Below are 20,910 nucleotides of genomic sequence, written 5' to 3' on the forward strand. Positions count from 1 at the left end.
TGGCGAGGATGTTGGCGACGATCAGGTCGAAGGGCGCCGCCTTCAAGTCCGCATGCTCGAAACCTTCCGCGACGATGGCGTCGATCAGGCCCTTGACGCCGTTGATCTCGGCATTCTCGGCGGCGATCTCCACGGCGATCGGGTCGTTGTCGGAGGCCAGCACCACACGGCCCGTCTTCTTGGCGACGGCGATGGCCAGCACGCCGGAGCCGGAGCCCAGGTCCAGCACGCGCTTGAAGCTCATCGTCCCCAGGAGTTCCGACAGGGCTTCGAGACAGCCCCAGGTGGTCGGGTGATGGCCGGTGCCGAAGGCCTGGTTGGCTTCGATCTGCAGGCCGATCAGCTTGGGATCGACATTGTCCTTGTCATGGGCGCCGAAGACCACGAAGTCTCCGGCGACGACCGGCTTCAGGCCTTCAAGGCTCAGTGCCACCCAGTCCACGTCCTGCGGCACTTCGGTGACGGTCAGCGGCGCGCCGAAGGCGTCCGAGCCGAGGCAATCGCGCACGCGCGCTTCCAGGGCTTCAGCGCTCTCGGCAAAGAACCAGCCGTCGATCGCCCAGGCGCCGTCATGCTCGAACCAGGATACGGGGCCTTCTTCCTCGAAGGCGGCCTCCATGAGGGTGGCGATGCGTTCGGCTTCTTCCTGATCGGCGAGGATGCGGACCTGATATTGCTGCATGACGGTTTCCGGCTAAGCAGAGTTTCCCATGAGTGGTTACCGGTTCTGGGACAAAAACTCTGCTGAAACAAAAGGTTTTAAGCTGGCATTCGCTGGCTTGTCAGCGATTGCCTACTTAAGGCTGAGTTGCCCGGACCAATAGGACCCGGGCGCCGCATTGTCCAGTAGCCTTACAATCCGGGCTTTGCCTTGAGGATCTCGTCGGCGAGATAGTCGCCGGCGTGCTGCCAGGCATCCGCCGTGTCACCGCGGAACTGCAGGTCGCGATAGAAGATGCGCGTGGTGCCGTCCGACTTGAAGATGCCGACCCACATGTGGCTGATCAGCGTCGAGGTCTTCAGCACGGTGGCCACCATGATCAGGTTGCCGCCGGTCTGCTTCACCCATTTGCCATAGCACTTGGCGCTCCAGTCCTCGCAATTGGCGCGCGCCACCACTTTCGTATCGTAGAGGCCGGACTTGGACAGGGCTCCCGACACTTGCGTGGCCAGCGCCTTGAGGCGCGGCCCATGGCCACCTGCTGTCGACGCCGGCTCGCCGGAGGTATCGGCATAGGTGATCTCGGCAATCGCCATCAGCGGCTTGGCCGCAGCGGGCAGGGCGGAGGCAATCAGGCAGGAAAGCGCAAAGGCGCTCGCACGAAGAAATGGACGCATGGAACCGGCCTCGAATCTGGATCTCGGCCAGCAATCTAGCACAGCCGCCGCCGAACACACGCGCGGCAACAGGTCCCCGTGCACTTGCAATCCGTCGCAACTTTGAGAAGATCAACCGATTTCAGGTGGAAGCAGAATGACGCCGCGACCGGAGGCGTCGCCGGGGAAGTGGCTTCCCCGGCTGGAAACAGGCACAGCCTCGCCTTTGAGCCTGTCGCGAAATACGCTGGCGTGCGGCAGATGGCGATGATTTCGAGGACCGGAGCGGAGCGAACTCAAAGTTCGTGAGCACCGGAAGCGCAGGGATCGAAGCCAGATGGCCACGCCAGTAGTATTTCGCGACAGGCTCTGATGTCACGGAGGTGATGCGATGCGGTTAACGCCGTGGAGCTTCACGCTTACCTTGAGGAAGACCCGGACGGGCTGGTCGATAGCCGTCCGGATCGAGCTCAAGAGATAAGCAAAACGTCGGGCGGAGCGCCAACTCCGCCCGACACTCCGAATATAGCGCGTTCCCGCGGAAATTTCAAAAGCTCGTCACGCCTTTTCGAGGAAGCTGTCGACCACGCGCTTCTGGCCGGCCTTGTCGAAGTCGACGGTAATCTTGTTGCCGTCCACCAACGCCACATTGCCCGGCCCGAACTTCACGTGAAAGACCCGATCGCCCTTGTCGAACTTGGCGCTGCCCGAAACCACCGACTTGGCGATCAGTTCGCCCTCGATCAGTTTCGCGCCGCGGCCATAGCTCGCCTGTTTGGGGGAGGCGAAGCCGCCACCGCTGCTGCGCGGGGCCGACTGCGCGGCCTTCTGCGCCCGCTGCCAGCCAGGCGTCTCGTATTTGCTCTGGAAGCGTTCCACAGAATCAAAGCGCGATTGCCCATAGGGATTGGAGCGGCCGAAGGAACTGCCATAGGCGCTGCCGCTCTCCTTGATCTCCACATGCGCGGTCGGCAGCTCGTCGAGGAAGCGCGAGGGGATCGACGACTGCCAGGAGCCGTGGATGCGGCGATTGGAGGTGAACCAGATCAGGCAATGCCGCTTGGCGCGCGTCAGGCCCACATAGGCGAGCCGCCGCTCTTCCTCGAGGCCGGAGCGGCCGCCCTCGTCCAGCGCGCGCTGGTGCGGGAACAGGCCTTCCTCCCAGCCCGGCAGGAACACGGTGTCGAACTCCAGGCCCTTGGCCGAATGCAGCGTCATGATCGACACCGCTTCCTGCTCTTCGCCGCTGTCGCGGTCCATCACCAGCGAGATGTGCTCGAGAAAGCCTTCCATGCTCTCGAACTCGTCCATGGAGCGGATGAGTTCCTTGAGGTTCTCGAGCCGCCCCGGTGCCTCTGCCGAACGGTCGTTCTGCCACATGGCGGTGTAGCCGCTCTCGTCGAGGATCAGCTCGCCGAGTTCGGTATGCTTCATCGCGTGCAACTGGTCGCGCCAGCGGTCGACCTGCGCCAGGAAATCGGTGAGCGCCAGGCGCGTCTTGCCCTTGAACTCTTCGGTGGCCACCAGCTGACGTGTCGCCTCGGTCAGCGGTACGCCCTCCCGGCGGGCGTAATCGTGCAGCGTGCGCACCGAGGTGTCGCCGATGCCGCGACGCGGGGTGTTGACGATGCGCTCGAAGGCGAGATCGTCGCCCGGCTGCATGACGATGCGGAAATAGGCCAGCGCGTCGCGGATTTCCGCCCGCTCATAGAAGCGCGGGCCGCCGATGACGCGATAGGGCACGCCCGAGGTGATGAAGCGGTCTTCGAACTCGCGCATCTGGAAGGACGCGCGCACCAGGATGGCGATCTCGTTGAGATTGGTGCCACGCCGCTGAAAGCGCTCGATCTCATCGCCGATCGAGCGCGCCTCTTCCTCCGAGTCCCAGGCCGAGGCGACCTGCACCTTGGCCTCTTCCTCGTCGGGCACCAGATCGGTGAACAGCGTCTTGCCGAGCCGCGCCTCGTTGTGGGCGATCAGATGCGACGCCGCGCCCAGGATATGGCTGGTGGAGCGATAGTTGCGCTCGAGCCGGATCACCTTGGCGCCCGGGAAGTCGCGTTCATAACGCAGGATGTTGTCCACCTCGGCACCGCGCCAGCCGTAGATCGACTGGTCGTCGTCGCCGACGCAGCAGATGTTGTGCGAGCCCTGGGCCAGCAAGCGCAGCCACATATACTGCACCACGTTGGTGTCCTGATATTCGTCGACAAGGATGAACTTGAAGCGGCGGTGATAGTCGGCCAGCACATCCGGATTCTGCTTGAGCAGCGTCACCGCTTCCAGCAGCAGGTCGCCGAAGTCGACCGCGTTCAGCACCTTGAGGCGCGCCTGATAGTCGGCATAGAGCTGCCGGCCGCGGCCGTTGACATAGGCACGGGCTTCGCCTTCCGGAATGTCGGCCGGCCGCAGGCCCTTGTTCTTCCAGCCGTCGAGCGCGCCGGCGAACTGGCGGGCCGGCCAGCGCTTCTCGTCGATGCCGTCGGCCTGGATCAGCTGCTTGATCAGGCGGATCTGGTCGTCGGTGTCGAGGATGGTGAAGTTGCTCTTGAGGCCGACGAGTTCCGCATGCTTGCGCAGCATGCGCACGCCGATGGAGTGGAAGGTGCCAAGCCAGGGCATGCCCTCGACGGCGCCGCCGACCAGTTGGCCGATACGATCCTTCATCTCGCGGGCGGCCTTGTTGGTGAAGGTCACCGCCAGGATTTCCGAGGGGAAGGCGCGCCGGGTCGCGAGGATATGGGCGATGCGCGTGGTCAGCACGCGCGTCTTGCCGGTGCCGGCACCGGCCAGCACGAGCACCGGGCCGTCGAGGCTCTCAACCGCTTCCCGCTGCTCGGGATTCATCCTCGCAAGATAGTCCGCGCCCCCTTGGCGCGCCGCCATGGCGCGGGCTGCAATGCCTTCGGACGGCGGGGCTTGAAAACTCGACACGGCGTTCTTCCACTGATTCTCTGAAGTCGTCATTGCAGAACGATATAGCAACATGCGCGCCTGCGCGATACCGGAGAGGTTGAGGACTTCGTGTGCGCAAGACTGAGCCGGTGCCTGTAGATCAACTGGACGCTCGTCCGTTGCCTTGGTTGATATCCATAGAGCACGGCCTGTGTCTACCAAGGCGGTCCTGAACATGAACAAGGAAAACACTGCATTCAAGTTGATTGATTCATTCCTTGATATGTTTCGCGCCGCTCCGAAACATGTTTCATGAGGTCTTGTTTCTATGACCTGATTTTGAACTGTTCAGGTTGTGAAAATATAACTCTTTCTAAATGCTTCCATGGTCCGATATCGGCGGTGCTGGTGTTGCCACCGGTAATATGGATGGATCCGAGGCCAACTTGACCTTCGAGGCTCAAGTTCACCTCTGTGAGGCGGCTCGGAGGAGCCAACATGAAACTGACAATCAAGACATCCTTGCTGACCCTTCTTTGCGCGTTGGCGGCCATGGTGCTGTTGCAGGGCCTGGTCGCGCTCAAGATGACCGGGGACATCAATGCCAATGTTGGCGCCATGGCGACCAAGTGGCTGCCGAGCGTCGAGCAGGCCAACACGCTCAACACGATGATTGCCACGTTCCGCGCCGCGGAAGGGTCGCACATCATCGCCGCCTCGGCGGCCGATCAGGCCAAGGCCGAGGGCATCATGACCAAGGTCAACAACCAGATCAAGGATGCGCTTGCCAAGTATCGGCCGCTGGTCACGTCGCCAGACGAGATCAAGCAGCTCGACCTCTTCGAGACCACCTGGGCACAGTATACCGACGCGCACAAGCAACTGCTCGACCTGTCGCGCAAGAAGCTGAGGGACGCTTCGTCCAAGCTGTTCAGCGTCGACATGCGCCCCCTGTTCGACACGGCCACCAAGACCCTGCTCGACACCATCGCCCTGAATGATCAGGGCGCTGCGGCGGCCTATCGCGATTCCATGGCGCTCTATCAGCGTGTCACCATGGCCGGTGTCGGTGCGATTGTCGTCGGCTTGCTGCTGGCTGTGGGCGGTATCGTCTTTGCCTTCCTGCGCATCGTTCGTCCGCTGTCTCGTCTCACCAATGCCATTCAGGACATCAGCGCCGGCAACTATGACCTGTCCGTCTACGGTGCCGCCCGCCATGACGAAGTGGGTGTGATGGCCCGTGCCGTCGATGGCTTCCGCGCCTCGCTGGCTCAGGCCGAGGTCGATCGTGCCGCGCAGGTGGAGCGCGATGCGGAGATTGCCCGCCGTGCCCGTGAGGAACGCGTGCGCACCGCCGAAGACCTGAACAGCCGCGTCGGCGCGCTGGTCGAAGCCTTCCTGCGATCGTCGGAGGAAGTGTCCGGCGCTGCCACCCATCTCTCTTCCACCGCCGACGAGACCTCGAAGCAGGCGCAGGCGGTGGCCTATGCCGCCGAGACGGCGTCTGAGAATGTGCAGACCGTTGCCGCCTCCGCCGAAGAGCTCGCCGCCTCCGTCCGCGAGATCAACGGCCAGGTGGTGCATTCGGCAAAGGTCGCGGACACGGCCTTCCAGGAAGCCGAATCCACCAACTCCCGCATCGCCATCCTCGCCAATGCGGCGTCGGCGATCGGCGATGTGGTCAATCTCATCAAGGGGATTGCCGACCAGACCAACCTTCTGGCGCTCAATGCCACCATCGAGGCGGCACGTGCCGGCGAGATGGGCAAGGGCTTTGCCGTCGTTGCACAGGAGGTCAAGCAGCTCGCCTCGCAGACCGCCAAGGCAACCGACGAGATCTCGCACAAGATCGGCGAGATGCAGCAGGCCACCGATGTGGCCGTCGGTTCGATCACCGAGATCGTGCGCACCATCTCCAACGTCAAGGAAATCGCCTCGGCGATTGCCGGCGCCGTTGAAGAGCAGGGCGCGGCGACCAGCGAGATTGCTGCCAACACCCAGCGCGCTGCCGAGGGAACCGCCGTCGTCACCGGCAACATCGCCGGTGTCGGTGCCGCTGCCGAAATGACGGGCACGGCGTCCGGCCAGCTGATGGGCCTCGCCCGCAACCTGTCGCAGCAGGCGCAGGATCTCAAGGAAACCGTCGAAGGCTTCGTGCAGGATCTGCGCGCGGCCTGAGTGCTGCCTTTCCACCCTTGCCGATGCCGGTGTCCTCAGCGAGGCGCCGGCATCGCTATTTTGCGGCCCGCGTGAAAGGGCAGCGGCTCGTCCGCCGTCCGGCGCATCGCCTGCTCGATGAGGCCGCTTTCCTCGGGTGTCATCGCCTCCACCTTGCGCGTGGCAAGGCTCACCGACACCAGCATCTGTTCCGAGGTGGCGTTGAGCGTGCCGTCGATGGCGTCGCGCATTTCCATGAACACATGCACCCGCTTGGCATCCAGCGCGAGAATGCGGGTGGAGAAGGCAAGCTGTCGGTCGGCTGCCACTTCCGCCAGATAGCGCATATGGCTCTCGACCACGAAAAACGTATGCCCGCCCGCCGCTCGATGCGCTGCGCCAAGGCCGATATCTTCGAAGGCGTCGTCCAGCGCCCGATCGAACAGCACGCCGTAATAGCCGACATTGAGGTGGCCGTTATAGTCGATCCAGCTGGGGTCGATGGTGTGAAGCTTGGGCATTGCGGGGAGGGTTCCGTGAGGTGGCGGGACTTTGAACGTCTGGAACTTTGTTTCATGCAAGGCGTGTCGAACGGCGTTGTCGCTCTGCCGACTTCAAGCGAGCCTACTGGACAGTTCGCCTCCGGTTCAACGGGCACTTTGGCCCAAGTGATTTACCTGCAATCACAAAAAGCGATGGCACCAAGCAACACTTTGCATTGGAGGCCGGTCTTTGCTCATGCGATCGTCTGGAGACACGCCAAGGAGGTGAGGACATGCCCGATTTCGTACTTCATTGTTTTGGGGAAAGCGGCAACAGCTACAAGGCAGCCCTGATGCTTGAGCTGTGTGGCGTGGACTGGGAGCCGAAATTCGTCCCCTATTTCGCTGGCGCCACCCAGACCGGAGAATGGCGCGCCAGTCTCAACGAAATGGGCGAGGCGCCGGTGCTTGAGCATGACGGCCAGACGCTCAGCCAGTCCGGCGTCATCCTGGATTATCTGGCCGAAGTCACCGGCAAGTTCGGTCCGGCCTCGGCGCAGGAGCGCCGCGAGATCCTGCGCTGGACGCTGTTCGACAATCACAAGTTCACCAGCTACTACGCGACCCTGCGCTTCCTCTACGGATTGAAGAACACGGGCGAAACCGAGCTGACGACCTGGCTGCGGGGACGCGCACGGGCTGCCTATGCTGTCGTGGACAAGCATCTGGCTGAGGACAAGTGGCTCGTCGGCGGGCGTCCGACCATCGCGGACTTCTCGCTGGCCGGCTATGCCTATTACACCGAGCCGAGCGGCATGGACCGCGCCGCCGAGTTTCCCCATTGGGATGCCTGGACCAGGAGGCTGGCAGACCTTCCCGGCTGGAAGGGACCGTGGGACCTCATGCCGGTGAAGTGACCTGAAGCCTCGCCTCCGCCGGCGGGCGGCCCTTCGCCGTCCTTCGGTCGATCATCCAGCGCAGAGCGGCATGCCGCCGAGCAGCGCGCTGACGCCCCTCACAGCCCCTTGATCCGCTCCAGCCAGGCGTCCTCGTCGATCACCTCGATACCGAGTTCGCTTGCCTTGGTGAGCTTCGATCCTGCCCCCGGGCCGGCCACCACCAGGTCGGTCTTCTTGGACACCGAGCCGGCCACCTTGGCGCCGAGGCGTTCGGCGGTGGCCTTGGCTTCGTCGCGCGTCATCTTTTCCAGCGAGCCGGTGAAGACCACGGTCTTGCCGGCCACTGGGCTGTCGGTTGCTACCGGCTGTTCGGCGGCCTCCGGCGTGATCTCGGCGAGCAGGGCAGCCAGCGCCGCGCGGTTGTGTTCCTCGGCGAAGAAATCGGTCACCGCCTCCGCCACCACCTCGCCGATCCCGTCGATGGCGTTGAGCTCGGTCCAGGCGTCCGACATCCGGTCGCCGGCCGCCTGCATGGCCTCGGCGAAATGGGGCCAGGTGCCATAGGCGCGTGCCAGCAGCTTGGCGGTGGTCTCGCCCACATGGCGGATGCCGAGGCCGAAGATCAGCCGGTGCAAGGCGATGGCGCGGCGGGCGTTGATGGAGTCGAACAGCTTGCGCACCGAGGTCGCGCCGAAGCCGGCCATGTTGGCGAGCCTTGCGAGGCCGAGGCTTTCGCGCCGTTCCAGCGTGAAGATGTCCGCCGGCGTGCGGATCCACAGGTTGGGATCCTCAAGCGCGTGGAAGAACTCGATCTGCTTGTCGCCGAGCCCTTCGATGTCAAGGGCATTGCGGGCGACGAAATGCTTGAGGCTCTCCACCTGCTGCGCCGGGCAGATCAGGCCGCCGGTGCAGCGGCGCACAGCGTCGAGCTTGCCGGATTTCTCGTTGTGCTCGCGCACGGCGTGGCTGCCGCAGCGCGGGCAGAGTTGCGGGAACTCATAGGCCGGGCGGTTGGGCCGGTCTTCGTCTTCCTGAACGTCGACGATCTGCGGGATCACGTCGCCGGCGCGCTGGATCACCACGGTGTCGCCGATCCTGAGATCGCGCCCCTCGCGGATCGGCTGGCCGTCCTGGCCGATGCCCTTGATGTAATCCTCGTTATGCAGCGTCGCATTGGAGACGACGACGCCGCCCACCGTCACCGAATCGAGGCGAGCGACGGGGGTGAGCGCGCCGGTGCGTCCCACCTGGATCTCGATGTCGCGCAGGATGGTGGTGGCCCGTTCGGCGGGGAACTTGTGGGCGGTGGCCCAGCGCGGCGAGCGCGAGCGGAAGCCGAGGCGCTCCTGCAGGGCGAGGTCGTCGACCTTGTAGACGACGCCGTCGATGTCATAGTCGAGGCTCGAGCGCATGGCCTCGATGTGGCGATAGTGGGCCAAGAGGTCGGCCTCCGTCCCACAGCGCACCATCAGCGGATTGACCTTGAAGCCCCAGCGGCCGAAGGCCTGGACGGTCTCGTATTGGGTCGGCGCAATGGGACGGGAGACTTCGCCCCAGGCATAGGCGAAGAAGCGCAGAGGCCGCTTGGCCGTAACCGTGGCATCCAACTGGCGCAGCGAGCCGGCGGCAGCATTGCGCGGATTGGCGAATACCTTGCCGCCTTCTGCGGTCATGCGGGCGTTGAGGGCAGCAAAATCGGCCTTGCCCATGTAGACCTCGCCACGCACTTCCACCGTCTCCGGCGCGTCGGCGGGCAGTGTGCGCGGGATCTCGGAGATGGTCAGGATGTTGGCGGTGACATTCTCGCCCGTGGTGCCGTCGCCGCGCGTGGCAGCACTCACAAGCCGGCCGCCCACATAGCGCAGCGACATGGAGAGACCGTCGATCTTGGGTTCGGCCGTGAAGGCCGGCGTCTCGCTGGTGCCCAGGAAGCGACGCACCTGCTCGACGAAATCGGTGAGGTCCTGGTCGGTGAACAGATTGTCCAGCGACAGCATCGGCTTGGCGTGGGTGATCTGGCCGAAGGCTTCGGACACGGCGGCGCCGACGCGCTTCGATGGCGAATCTGCGCGGACGAGATCGGGGAAGGCGGCTTCGATGGCGAGGTTGCGGGCCCGCAACGCATCATAGTCGGCGTCGGAGATCTCCGGCGCGTCCTTGCCGTGGTAGAGCGCGTCATGGTGGGCGATCTCGCGCGCCAGTTCAGCAAGCTCGGCGGCGGCCTCAATGGGCGTCAACTGGTCCACCGGGATGCCCTTGTCCGTCCGTGCCATCTTCATCTCCGTCTCGGTGCGACGTTTACAGCGCAAGCCGCTGAGGGACGCAAGCTCTGACGGCAGTCAATCCTCTGAAGATGTCATCTGCTGGCAGCAGCGCTGCGAGCGGGCGCTATTGCAGGCGGTCGATGATGATCCCGTCGTCGGTCAGGCGCTTCAACACGCCACCGGCGCCGATCACCTGCTTGTAGCCCAGCGAGACGAACTGGGTGCCCTCGCCATCGAGGAGCCGGCGGATATAGTCCTCGTAGCGGGCGTTCTGGTCGAGAACGATCTGCTTGTAGAGCGGCAGGTTCCAGTTGAGCGAGTTGCGCGCGGCCTTGGCCATCAGGGTCAGGTCGCCGCGAATCCAGGCGTCGAAGGCTTCCTGCTGCTGGCTGGCGAAGTTGGGCTGCGCGTCGGCGGTCTCGAACAGCATCAGCAGTTGATACTCGCTCGACTGCTCGGCGAGGCCGGACCAGAGATAGTTCACCTGATTGAAGTAATGCACCTTCTTGGACCGCTTCTGCGTCCAGTTCAGGATCCTGGCGTCGACGGCATCCGGTCCCTGGCCGGATCGTGCGATGAAGTCCATCTGGATCATGGTCGCCAGCGCCCAGGGCGGCAAGTCGTCCATGGCGTCGTGTGGCAGGCTCGACGCGCGCACAGCGCCCTCGATCTTCGCGAACTGGTCGCCGTCGATCAGGGTGCTTGTCGCCTCCACCGAATTGCTTGAGCCGACCTTCTTGACCTCCGCATACAGGGCAGCCGGAGCCAGGAGCGGGTGCTCGAACCAGATTTCGTCGCTGTCCTCGAAGGCCTTGGTGATCTTGTCGGTGGCCCAGTTGGTCTCGGGCGGCACGCTGTCCACATTGGCAAAGAGGTAGACCTTTGTCCCTCCGCGACTGATCAGCCACAGGGCCGGCTGGGCAAATGACGGCAAGGCCATCGGCCATTGCCACAGGGCCAGGGTCAATAAAATGAAAAAAATTCGGAGGATTTTGTGCCGAAAATACATATGTATTCCCGAATTTGATCTGACTAAACTTCCAGATCATCTCAGGAATATGCTACCGATTGGTGTATTTCCTGCAAGTTTCGGCATGTGCCTTCGTCATTCTCGGTAGCCAGACGCACGCTGCAATGGCGCTCGTTTCTATTGGACGCGCTCGATCGCATATCCCTTGGCGGCCAGCATGGATTGCACGCTGTCCGGGCCGGCGAGATGGGCCGCGCCGATCACCACCAGATGGCTGCGCTTGCAGGCGCATTCGTCCTTGAGCAGGGCGTCGACGGCGTCGGCGAACTTCCGGTTCCGGGCCTTCAGGAACAGGTCGTAGAGCTTGGGGTCGGACAGGTCGTCCTGGGCGACCATCAGCTTCCAGAGCCCTTCGACGTCGCCCGCCAGCCACAGGCCGAGCAGGTCGGTGACGGTCGTGTCCTTGCGCTCGATCGCATCCATGATCTGATGCAGCATGAGCGTCTGCGACTGCCGGTCCTCGCCGGCGAACAGATCGATCTGTTCCTTGTTGCTCTCGAAGAAATCTTCGGCAATCGCGTCATTCTTGGCCCGGCTGCCCAGCACGGCTTCCGGGCCGCCGGAGGTGAGACCGGCCATGCTGGCCTGCCGCTGCATCAGGATCAGCGAGGCGAACCAGGGCGGCAGCGCACCGATGGTGTCCTTGGAGATGTTCAGCGGCTGGACTGCAGTTGCAACCCGCTCCAGCTCCGCCTCGGTCAGCACGTCGCGCACCAGGAAGGCAGGCTTGGTGGCCATCACGGCCATGACCATGGGCAGGAGGCTGGTGCTGCCCGACACGTCGGTCTCGAACCAGACCTTGTCGCTGGCCAGCAGGCTGGCTTCCAGCTTGTCGGTCATCCAGTCGGTCCGCGGCGGCACCATATGCATGGAACCGAAGAGCGTGACGGTGATGTCGCCCTTGTGCACGGCCCACATGGCCGGATCGGCAAGGGCAGGCGCGATCGAGAAGGTCACCGCCAGCGCAGCGGCGGCGATATGGCGGAGGAGGGCTTGCAGCATGGGTCTCATGAGGGAGACGTGTAGTTCCCCTCGATTGCCTTTCTGTGTCCGGACCGCTTCAATATGGCACCGGGGGAACGCAATCTTTGCGTGAGGGCGGTTAACCAGAAGATAATTCGTTTTTCTGTTGCCGTCCGATTTGCTAGAGCAGAGCGGCGTGCAGGCGGGGCGCGGTCATAACGGACGTCCGACATGGATGAGGTCACCTTCGGCCCGAGGAACGAGGCAGCGATTGCTGACGCGGTTGCGCGTCTGTCTGTGATGTTTGGCGACCGGTTCTCCCGGTCCGCTGCGGTCCGCGAGCAGCATGGCCATACGACCACGCGCCTTCCCACCCAGGCGCCGGATGGCGTTGTCTTTGCGCTCTCGACCGCCGATGTGGTGGCCACCGTCCGGGTTTGCGCCGAACTCAAGGTTCCCGTCATCGCCTTCGGCACCGGCACCTCGCTCGAGGGGCATGTGAATGCCCCGCTGGGCGGCATCTCGATCGATCTCAGCCGCATGAACGCGGTCCTGCGTGTCGCCCCTGATGATCTCGACTGCACCGTTCAGGCCGGGGTGACGCGCAAGCGCCTCAACGAATATCTGCGCGACACCGGCCTGTTCTTTCCCGTCGATCCCGGAGCCGATGCTTCAATCGGAGGTATGGCCTCCACGCGCGCCTCCGGCACCAATGCGGTGCGCTATGGCACGATGAAGGACCTTGTGCTGGGGCTGACGGTCGTGACGGCGACCGGCGAGGTGATCCATACCGGCTCGCGGGCCAAGAAGTCCGCCGCCGGTTACGACCTGACGCGCCTCTTCGTCGGCGCCGAGGGCACGCTCGGCATCATCACCGAGATCACGCTGAAGCTCTTTGGCATTCCGCAGGAGATCGCCGGCGGCGTCTGCCCCTTCAACAGCGTGAAGGCCGCGGCGGACGCGGTGATTGCCACCATCCAGTCGGGCATTCCCGTTGCCCGCATCGAGCTGCTCGATGCCGATCAGGTGGCGGCCTGCAATGCCTATTCCAAGCTCGCCCTCAAGGATGTGCCGACGCTCTTTGTCGAGTTCCATGGCACCAAGGCGAGCGTAGCCGAGCAGGTGGCTGATTTCGCCGCGATCGTCGACGAGTTCGGCGGTGGCCCGTTCCGCTGGTCTGCCAATCCGGAAGAGCGGACGCGGCTGTGGCAGGCGCGGCATGACGCCTATTGGGCCGTCATCGCGGCCCGGCCCGGCCTCAAGGTCACCGCCACGGACGTCTGCGTGCCGATCTCGCAGCTTGCCGATTGCATCGTCGCCACGCAGGAAGACATTGCCACCTCCGACCTGTTTGCGCCGATCGTCGGCCATGTGGGCGACGGCAACTTCCACGTTCAGGTCATGTGCGATCCGGCCAATGCCGAGCAGACGGCGCGCGTCGATGCCTTCGTCGAACGGTTGAACTGGCGCGCGCTCGATATGGGCGGCACCTGCACCGGCGAACATGGTGTCGGGCAGGGCAAAATGAAGTATATGCAGCGCGAGCATGGTGCGGCTCTTGCATTGATGCGCTCGATCAAGGCAGCCTTCGATCCCGATGGCATCATGAACCCAGGCAAGATCATCCCGCCGGCCTGACCGCCAGCGGGTGAAGAGACAACGGAGCCAAGACCCTGAATTCGCTGTATTTCGGCATCGGTGTGACGATTATCCTGGCATTGCTCGCCGCATTGCTGGGGCCGATGTTCATCGACTGGACCGCCTATCGCGCGTCCTTCGAAACCGAAGCCAGTCACATTCTGGGACATCCGGTGTCCGTTCGTGGCACGGCCGACGCGCGCCTCCTGCCCTATCCGACGCTGACCTTCACCAATGTGGTGATCGGCGAGGATCCCAAGGCGCCGCTGATGACCGTCGGCGCCTTCAACATGGAAATCGAGCTGTTCCCGCTGCTCTCGGGCGAGTTCCGCGTCACCGAGATGCACGTGGTCAAGCCCGAGCTCAACGTGCGCATCGCCGGCGATGGCACCGTCGAGTGGATTCCGGCCCAGGGACGCACCCAGATCGATCCGGGCAAGGTGATCCTCAACAAGGTGGATATCGAGGACGGCTCGCTCACGGTTGACGATGCGCGGCGCACGGCGCCGGTCCGCATCACCGACGTCAATGCCCGCCTGGACGCGCGGTCGCTGCTCGGCCCCTACAAGGTCGACGGCACGCTGAAGGTCGATGGCGATGGCTATACCGTCAAGGCCGCCACCGGCTCGGGTGACGAAAGCGGCCGCGTGCCGCTCAAGGGAACCATTGTCCCCGACAACCGCCCGGTGCTGCTGGCGCTTGATGGCGCCGTCGAGACCAAGGACCGCCGGCCGATCTGGAAGGGCAAGGGCACGCTCAACCGCGTCATCGCCAAGGATGATCGCGATACCCTGCCATGGAATGTGGATGCCGATCTGGAGATCAGCTCCGCCCAGGTGTTGGCCAAGTCGCTGCAGTTCCAATATGGCGCCGAGGATCGTCCCTTCAGCATGAGCGGCGCCGCCACGCTCGACCTGCAGGCGGAAACGCCGAGCTTCGATGCGGTGCTGTCGGCGCGGCAGATCGATCTCGATCGCACGCTTGGCAGCGGGCCGGATGCGCCGGTCGATCTGACCGGGGCGCTGTCGGCGCTCAGCACCACCCTGTCCGATCTGCCCGTGCCTCCGATCGCCGGCCGGATCGGTTTCGACGTCCCGGGCGTGGTCGTCGGCGGCTCGGTGATGTCGGATCTGAGACTCGACGTCACCTCGGCGTCGCGCGGTTGGACCATCGAAACGCTGGAAGCCACCTTGCCGGGGCATACCTCGCTCGCCGCGCATGGCCGGCTCGACACCCAGCCGGCGGTCTCGTTCCACGGCGACATGAAGCTGGCCTCCGATCAGCCGTCGACGCTGGTGTCCTGGTGGTATCCGGCCCATGCCAAGACGGCGCTCGACGCCTTCTCGCTCAGCGCCAGCATGGAAGCCTCTGCCGAAGGCCTGTCGCTCAACCAGATCGTCGCCTCGCAGAAGGACGGCAAGCTCACCGGTGCGCTCAGCTTCCTGCCCGGTGGCCCGGCTGCCTTGCGTCCGCGCATCACGCTGTCACTCGAAGCCGATCGGCTCGACGAAGCGCAGGTCGAGGCCGTGTCGGGCCTGTTCGCCGGCACAGACGGCAAGGACGGCGCCGGTCCCGACGTGGTGCTGCAGGCGGCCGTCGGCAGCCTGATCGCCGGTAACGCCAGTGCCGAGGGGCTCGATGTCTCCGCCTCTCTGGTGGACGGCACGCTCGATATCGATCGCCTGTTCGTCCGCTCGCTGGCCGGTGCGCGCGTCTCCATGGCCGGCACCGTCAAGAATATTTCCACCGTGCCCGACGGCTCGGTGCAGCTGCGCCTGTCGGCCGAGAAGATGGACGGCGTTGCCGATCTCGTGCATGGCCTCTGGCCCGATGCGCGCGTCGCGCCTTTCCTGACTGCGGCGGCCCCCTTCCTGTCGCCGGTGTCGCTTGAGGCAACCGTGCTCGCCAAGGCAGCGGGCGAGGGCACCGATGTCCGCCTGGAGGCCAAGGGCAATCTGGCGTCGACCACGCTGGCCGGTAATCTCGCCTTCACCGGACGGGTGGACAGCTGGGACGCCGCCAATGTCTCGCTCGACTTCAACGTCAATGGTCCCGACGGCGCCGATCTGATGCGGCAGTTCGGTCTCGACGTGCCGAAGGTCGGTGCGGCCGGGGTCGGCAGTCTCACCGTGTCGGCCATGGGCAAGCCAAAGGATGGCCTTGCCGTCGTCTCCACCGTGCGCATGGGGCCGACCGACGCCAAGCTCAACGGCTCGGTCACCCTGCAACGCAATGCCAAGCCGGCCGCCGAACTCGACCTCGATCTCAAGTCGCCCGACGTCGGCCCGCTGCTGGCGCTCACGGGCAACGTGATGCAGGGCGTCATGGCCACGACGCCCGTGGATATCTCCGCCCATCTTTCCAATGTCGGCGGCAAGCTCCGCATCCAGCGGCTCACCGGCAAGGCGTCCGACGTGCCGCTCAGCGGCGAACTGGTGCTGGACCGCTCGGCGGATGTGCCCGTGCTCTCCGGCAATCTCGCCTTCGACAGCGCGTCGCTTGCTTCGCTGGCCGAGGCGGCTCTCGGGCCGGGCGTGCTGGACTTCCCGATCGTCGAAAGCCGCAGCCCCTGGCCGGAAGCGCCCTTCGGCAACGCGCTGCTCGACGGCTTCGACACAGACCTGTCGCTCGCCTTCACCGAACTGTCCATCAGCGACCAGCTTGCCGCCCATGACGCGCGCCTGTCCTTGCGCTCCTCGGCGTCCGGCATCGCCTTCGACGGGATTTCCGCCAAACTGGCTGGCGGCGACCTCGGCGGCAATCTGGAGATCAAGAGCGATCTTGACGGCTCCGCCGCCCTGTCGGGCACGCTGAAGCTTGCCGGCGCCAGCACCGACGAACTGGTCTGGCAGCGCGACGGTCGCCCCGTGGCGCGCGGTCGCCTCGGCATCGATGCGCAGGTCAATGCCACCGGCCGCACCATTGCCGGCTGGATGGCGTCGCTTTCGGGCGGTGGCAGCGTGGCGATCGAGGATGGCTCGATCGCCTCCATGAACACTCGCGCCTTCTCGTCGGTGGTGCGCACCGCCGACAGCGGCAAGGAGCTCAGCGACGACGCGATCCGCCAGCTGTTCCAGGACAATGTGGACGTGGGCGATCTCGCTTTCAGCCGGCTCGACGCCACCTTCACGCTGACTTCGGGTACCTTGCGCGCACCGAGCATCGTCGTCCAGGGCGGGGCCTCCGAGACCTCTGCTTCGGCCACGGTCGACCTGCCGCACATGAGCCTGCAGAGCGAATGGCGCCTTGCGCCCAACGCCGCCGATTTCGCCGTCAGCGGTGGTGCCGTGCCGCAGGTGTCGGTGCTGTTCTCCGGTCCGCTCGACACGCCGCGCCGCAAGATCGACGTCACGGCGCTCACCTCCTATCTCGGCATCCGCAATCTGGAAAAGGAAACCGAGCGGGTGCTGCTGATGCAGGCCGACATTCTCGAGCGCGAGCTGCTCACCCGCACCGTGCAGCGCGATCGCGAGGCGCTGGCCCACGACATCCGCCTTGCCGCCGAAGCCAAGGCGCGATCGGAGGCGGAAGCCGCCGCGCGCAAGGCGCTCGAGGAGCAGGCGCCGCCGCCAGCCGACGGCAAGAAGGCGGCGGCCGGCAACGGCACGGACGATTTCGCCACGCAGATCCTCAACGATCTCAAGAAGCACCAGCCGGCGGCACCGGGCAGCAAGCTGCCGCCGCTCCCCGGCGTCAACGTCGGCCCGCCGCCGGGCGGCACGACTTCGGCGCCGTGAGGGCCGAGCAGGGGACTTTCCACATGCATGTGACGACGCGGCCCGCGCGGCCCGAGGATGCCGACGCCATCTTTGCCTTCGTCGAGGCGCTCTCGGTCTATGAGAAGCTGGAGCATCTCATGGAGGCGACGCCGCGGTCCTTCCGCGATGCGCTGTTCTGCGACGCCCCACGCGTCTTCTGCGAACTGGCACTGGTTGAAGGTGAGGTGGCCGGCGTTGCCATCTGGTTCTACAATTTCTCGACCTTCCTGGGGCGCCACGGCCTTTACCTTGAGGATCTGTTCGTCGATCCGCATCATCGCGGCGTGGGGGCAGGCAAGGCGCTGCTGGCCGCGCTCGCCCGCCGCTGCGTCGACGAGGGGCTCGGCCGCTTCGAATGGTCGGTGCTCGACTGGAACACCCCGGCGATCGATTTTTATCGCGCCCAGGGTGCCGACATCAATCACGGCTGGCTGCCGGTTCGCCTGACAGGCGCGGCGCTCGCCAAACTCGCGGAGGCTGCCCGATGACCGAAAGAGCTCCCCGCATGTCGCTGATCGGTGCCGTTGGCGACAATGGCGTCATCGGCCACGAGGGCGACATGCCCTGGCGCCTGTCGTCCGATCTCCGCTTCTTCAAGCGCACCACGCTCGGCAAGCCCGTGGTGATGGGCCGCAAGACGCTTGCCTCCATCGGCAAGCCCTTGCCGGGGCGGCATAATCTCGTCGTCTCGCGCGATCCAGGCTATGCCGTCGAGGGCGCCACCGTCCATCCGAGCCTTGAGGCTGCCATCGCGGCCGCGCGCGATATCGCCCTCCGTGAGGGGCTGGACGAGTATTTCATTGGCGGTGGCGGCACGCTCTATGCGGCGACCATCGATCGGGCCGATCGCCTCTATGTGACGCGCGTTCACGCTTCTCCGGACGGGGACACACATTTCCCCGCCATCGACCCGGCCGTCTGGCGCCGCGTGTCGTCCGAGCCCATGGTTCGCACCGAACGCGACAGCGCAGATGCTACCTTTGAGGTCTGGGAGCGAATCTGAAGCGTCTTTTGCGTGTTGCGGCACAAAAAAGCCTCTCTCCGGGTTGATTGGAAAGCGCTCCGTTACCAAATGCGCTGCAATGTGCCGCTTCTCGTTGATGGCCCAGCCTTCAATGCCTATAAGCGTCTGACATTTCTGCGGAGCTTGCCGTTCACATCGGCGGCGGCCAATGAAACAATATGAGGAAAGGACCCACATGCCCTGGAGCAATCAGAGCGGTGGCGGCGGTTGGAAGGGGGGCGGTAACGGCCCCTGGGGCCAGCCTCCGCGCAACCCCAAAGGCGGCAACGAGCCCCCTGATCTCGAAGATTTGCTCCGGCGTGGACAGGACAAGATCCGGCAGATGATGCCCGGTGGCGGCGGTTCCGGCCGCCCGGGCGAGCCGGCCAGCATGCTGGCGGCGCTGCCGCTGGTGGCGCTTGTCGTGTTCGGCTTCTGGCTCTACGAGAGCATCTATGTGGTCCAGCCCGACGAGGTCGGTATCGAACTGCGCTTCGGCAAGGTGAAGCCCGAGATCAACGAGCCGGGCGTGCACTTTGCCCTCTGGCCGATCGAGACGGTGGAGAAGCCGACGCTCCTGCGTGAAAACCAGGAAATCATCGGTGGCACCTCGTCCATATCGGGCGGTGATTCCATCATGCTCTCCGCCGACCAGAACCTGGTCAACGTGGAGTTCTCGGTGCTCTGGCGCATCGCCGACCCGGTGAAGTTCCTCTTCAAGGTCGATGACCAGCCCAATCTGGTGCGCGTCGTCTCGGAATCGGTCATGCGCGAAGTGGTCGGCCGCACGCGCGCCGACGAGTTCCGCACCACCGGTCGCGAAGCCGCTCAGGCGGCCGTGCGGGCCAAGGTGCAGGAAACGCTCGACGCCTACAACGCCGGCATCACCGTCACGGCGGTGAACGTCACCAAGGCCGAGCCGCCGGCTCAGGTCATGGATGCCTTCGGCGAGGTGCAGCGCGCCCAGCAGGACCAGGACAAGTTCAAGCAGGATGCGCAGGCCTATGCCAACAAGCGTCAGGGCGACGCCCGCGGCGAGGCCTCGCAGATCCGCGAGGCTGCCCTCGGCTATCGCGATCAGGTGATCGCCGACGCCACCGGTGCGGCCCAGCGCTTCAACTCGGTCTACGAGCAATATGTGAAGGCGCCTGAGATCACGCGCGAACGTATCTACATCGAAACCATGCAGGACATCCTGTCGCGTACCGACAAGGTCCTGCTCGACAGCAACGCCGCCAACGGCGGTGTGCTGCCCTATCTGCCGCTGCCCGACATCAAGCGCAGCGCCCCTGCCACGACGACCGAGGGAGGACAGTGATGCGCGCCCTTGCCATGCCCGTCACCCTGATTGTCGCCGCCGTCGCGCTGATCGTGCTGTATTCCAGCGTGTTCATCGTCACCGAACGCGATCAGGCCATCCAGCTGCGCTTCGGCGAGATCCAGCGGGTGATCACCGAACCCGGCATCTACTTCAAGCTGCCCACCACTTTCGTCGACACGGTGCAGATCGTCGACAAGCGCCTGCAGACGCTCGAGCTCGACAACAACGTGGTGCAGGTCAAGGACAGCCGCCAGTATGTGGTGGACGCCTTCGCCGCCTATCGCATCACCGACGTCAAGGCTTTCCGTGAAAGCGTGTCCGGCAACATGGCCTATGCTGCTGACCGCCTGAAGACCCGTCTCGACTCGGCGCTTCGTCGCGTCTATGGCACGCGTCCCTTCTCCGACGCCCTGTCGGAAGAGCGCTCGGCCATGATGAAGGAAGTGGCGGACTTCGTGCGTCCCGAGGCAGCGACGCTCGGCATCGAAATCGTCGAGCTGCGCATCCGTCGTACCGAACTGCCGGCCAATGTGCTCGACCAGACCTATGAGCGCATGAAGGCCGAACGCAGTGCCGAGGCCGCCGAGCTGCGCGCCGAAGGCAAGCAGGAGGCCGATCGCATCCGCGCCGAGGCCGATCGTCAGGCCACGGTCCTGGTTGCCGAGGCCAAGCGCGACGCCGACATTCTGCACGGCGAGGGTGACGCCGAACGCAACCGCATCTTCGCGGACGCCTATGGCAAGGACAAGGACTTCTTCGAGTTCTATCGCACGATGCAGGCCTATCAGGCTTCGCTCGGCGGTGCCGGCACCACCATGGTGCTGAAGCCCGAAGGTGAGTTCTTCCGCTTCTTCGGAAGCGCCGACGGCAAGCCGGCTCAGCCGGCACCCGTGGCGCAGTGAGGCCAGAGTGAACGAATTCGTCATAGCGCTCGGGCTCGTGGCGGTGATGGAGGGGTTGCTGTACGCAGCAGCCCCTTTCCTCATGCGCAAGGCGGTGCAGCATATTTCGGAGCTGTCGGATACGGTGTTGCGTATCGGCGGCGTGGTGGCCATGGCGGTCGGCGTGCTGATCGTCTGGCTGGCCAAGAGCGGCTGAGGGGGGAGGCAGATCCGGCGCGCCGGATTTGCTTGACGCGCCGTAATTTGGGCGCTCCAATCGCGCAAAGCTTTTGATGATCGGG

The 20,910-nt window shown here is 64.7% G+C and carries 16 protein-coding genes; 9 read left to right on the forward strand and 7 right to left on the reverse strand.

The window, feature by feature from the left end:
* The 3 genes from L2I41_RS04560 to L2I41_RS04570 all read right to left on the reverse strand — a co-directional run.
* The coding region (locus tag L2I41_RS04560) for a 50S ribosomal protein L11 methyltransferase (protein WP_237152339.1) at nucleotides 1-682 on the reverse strand (682 nt) is incomplete at its 3' end.
* Between the two features lie 170 nt (nucleotides 683-852).
* The gene (locus L2I41_RS04565) at nucleotides 853-1,338 is read right to left on the reverse strand and encodes a DUF2380 domain-containing protein (RefSeq protein WP_237152340.1); all 486 of its coding nucleotides are present in this window, start codon (nucleotides 1,336-1,338) and stop codon (nucleotides 853-855) included.
* A 537-nt stretch (nucleotides 1,339-1,875) separates the two neighbouring features.
* Nucleotides 1,876-4,203 carry an ATP-dependent helicase gene (locus L2I41_RS04570; RefSeq protein ID WP_237152577.1) on the reverse strand — a complete coding sequence of 776 codons (2,328 nt, stop codon included), beginning with the start codon at nucleotides 4,201-4,203 and terminating at the stop codon, nucleotides 1,876-1,878.
* A gap of 507 nt (nucleotides 4,204-4,710) precedes the next feature.
* Between L2I41_RS04570 and L2I41_RS04575 the strand changes: the two genes are divergently transcribed.
* Nucleotides 4,711-6,390: a methyl-accepting chemotaxis protein gene (locus L2I41_RS04575; protein WP_237152341.1), complete on the forward strand. Its 1,680-nt coding sequence runs from the start codon at nucleotides 4,711-4,713 to the stop codon at nucleotides 6,388-6,390.
* 35 nt (nucleotides 6,391-6,425) lie between these two features.
* Here L2I41_RS04575 and L2I41_RS04580 read toward each other — a convergent pair whose 3' ends face one another.
* Nucleotides 6,426-6,890, reverse strand: coding sequence for a thioesterase family protein (locus L2I41_RS04580; RefSeq protein WP_237152342.1), 465 nt, complete (start codon nucleotides 6,888-6,890; stop codon nucleotides 6,426-6,428).
* A gap of 254 nt (nucleotides 6,891-7,144) precedes the next feature.
* Here L2I41_RS04580 and L2I41_RS04585 point away from each other — a divergent pair, with 254 nt between their 5' ends.
* On the forward strand, nucleotides 7,145-7,768 hold the full coding sequence (locus L2I41_RS04585) for a glutathione S-transferase family protein (protein ID WP_237152343.1): 624 nt from the start codon (nucleotides 7,145-7,147) through the stop codon (nucleotides 7,766-7,768).
* Between the two features lie 98 nt (nucleotides 7,769-7,866).
* Here the strand turns inward: L2I41_RS04585 and ligA are convergent, their stop codons facing one another.
* From ligA to L2I41_RS04600, 3 genes are all read right to left on the reverse strand, one after another.
* Entirely contained in the window at nucleotides 7,867-10,023 is a 2,157-nt protein-coding gene (gene ligA, locus L2I41_RS04590; protein WP_237152344.1) for an NAD-dependent DNA ligase LigA, read from the reverse strand.
* Between the two features lie 115 nt (nucleotides 10,024-10,138).
* Nucleotides 10,139-10,954 carry a TraB/GumN family protein gene (locus L2I41_RS04595; protein ID WP_237152345.1) on the reverse strand — a complete coding sequence of 272 codons (816 nt, stop codon included), beginning with the start codon at nucleotides 10,952-10,954 and terminating at the stop codon, nucleotides 10,139-10,141.
* A 207-nt stretch (nucleotides 10,955-11,161) separates the two neighbouring features.
* Nucleotides 11,162-12,046 carry a TraB/GumN family protein gene (locus L2I41_RS04600; RefSeq protein ID WP_237152346.1) on the reverse strand — a complete coding sequence of 295 codons (885 nt, stop codon included), beginning with the start codon at nucleotides 12,044-12,046 and terminating at the stop codon, nucleotides 11,162-11,164.
* 192 nt (nucleotides 12,047-12,238) lie between these two features.
* Here L2I41_RS04600 and L2I41_RS04605 point away from each other — a divergent pair, with 192 nt between their 5' ends.
* From L2I41_RS04605 to L2I41_RS04635, 7 genes are all read left to right on the forward strand, one after another.
* The gene (locus L2I41_RS04605; RefSeq protein WP_237152347.1) at nucleotides 12,239-13,645 is read left to right on the forward strand and encodes an FAD-binding oxidoreductase; all 1,407 of its coding nucleotides are present in this window, start codon (nucleotides 12,239-12,241) and stop codon (nucleotides 13,643-13,645) included.
* A gap of 62 nt (nucleotides 13,646-13,707) precedes the next feature.
* Nucleotides 13,708-17,382, forward strand: a complete 3,675-nt coding sequence (locus L2I41_RS04610; protein WP_237152348.1) for an AsmA family protein — start codon at nucleotides 13,708-13,710, stop codon at nucleotides 17,380-17,382.
* Nucleotides 17,383-17,405: 23 nt separating this feature from the next.
* On the forward strand, nucleotides 17,406-17,891 hold the full coding sequence (locus tag L2I41_RS04615) for a GNAT family N-acetyltransferase (protein ID WP_237152349.1): 486 nt from the start codon (nucleotides 17,406-17,408) through the stop codon (nucleotides 17,889-17,891).
* Nucleotides 17,888-18,406 (forward strand): dihydrofolate reductase, encoded by a 519-nt coding sequence (locus tag L2I41_RS04620; protein ID WP_237152350.1) that lies wholly within the window; start codon nucleotides 17,888-17,890, stop codon nucleotides 18,404-18,406. Before L2I41_RS04615 ends, L2I41_RS04620 begins: the two co-directional genes overlap by 4 nt.
* A 196-nt stretch (nucleotides 18,407-18,602) precedes the next feature.
* On the forward strand, nucleotides 18,603-19,724 hold the full coding sequence (gene hflK, locus L2I41_RS04625; protein ID WP_237152351.1) for an FtsH protease activity modulator HflK: 1,122 nt from the start codon (nucleotides 18,603-18,605) through the stop codon (nucleotides 19,722-19,724).
* Entirely contained in the window at nucleotides 19,724-20,629 is a 906-nt protein-coding gene (gene hflC / locus L2I41_RS04630; RefSeq protein WP_237152352.1) for a protease modulator HflC, read from the forward strand. The genes hflK and hflC overlap by 1 nt, the downstream gene beginning before the upstream one ends.
* 7 nt (nucleotides 20,630-20,636) lie before the next feature.
* Nucleotides 20,637-20,825: a DUF2065 domain-containing protein gene (locus tag L2I41_RS04635; protein WP_237152353.1), complete on the forward strand. Its 189-nt coding sequence runs from the start codon at nucleotides 20,637-20,639 to the stop codon at nucleotides 20,823-20,825.
* The last annotated feature ends 85 nt before the right edge of the window (nucleotides 20,826-20,910 follow it).

Origin of the sequence: Oryzibacter oryziterrae, assembly GCF_021864535.1 — a bacterium.
In the GTDB taxonomy this organism is placed as follows: domain Bacteria; phylum Pseudomonadota; class Alphaproteobacteria; order Rhizobiales; family Pleomorphomonadaceae; genus Pleomorphomonas; species Pleomorphomonas oryziterrae.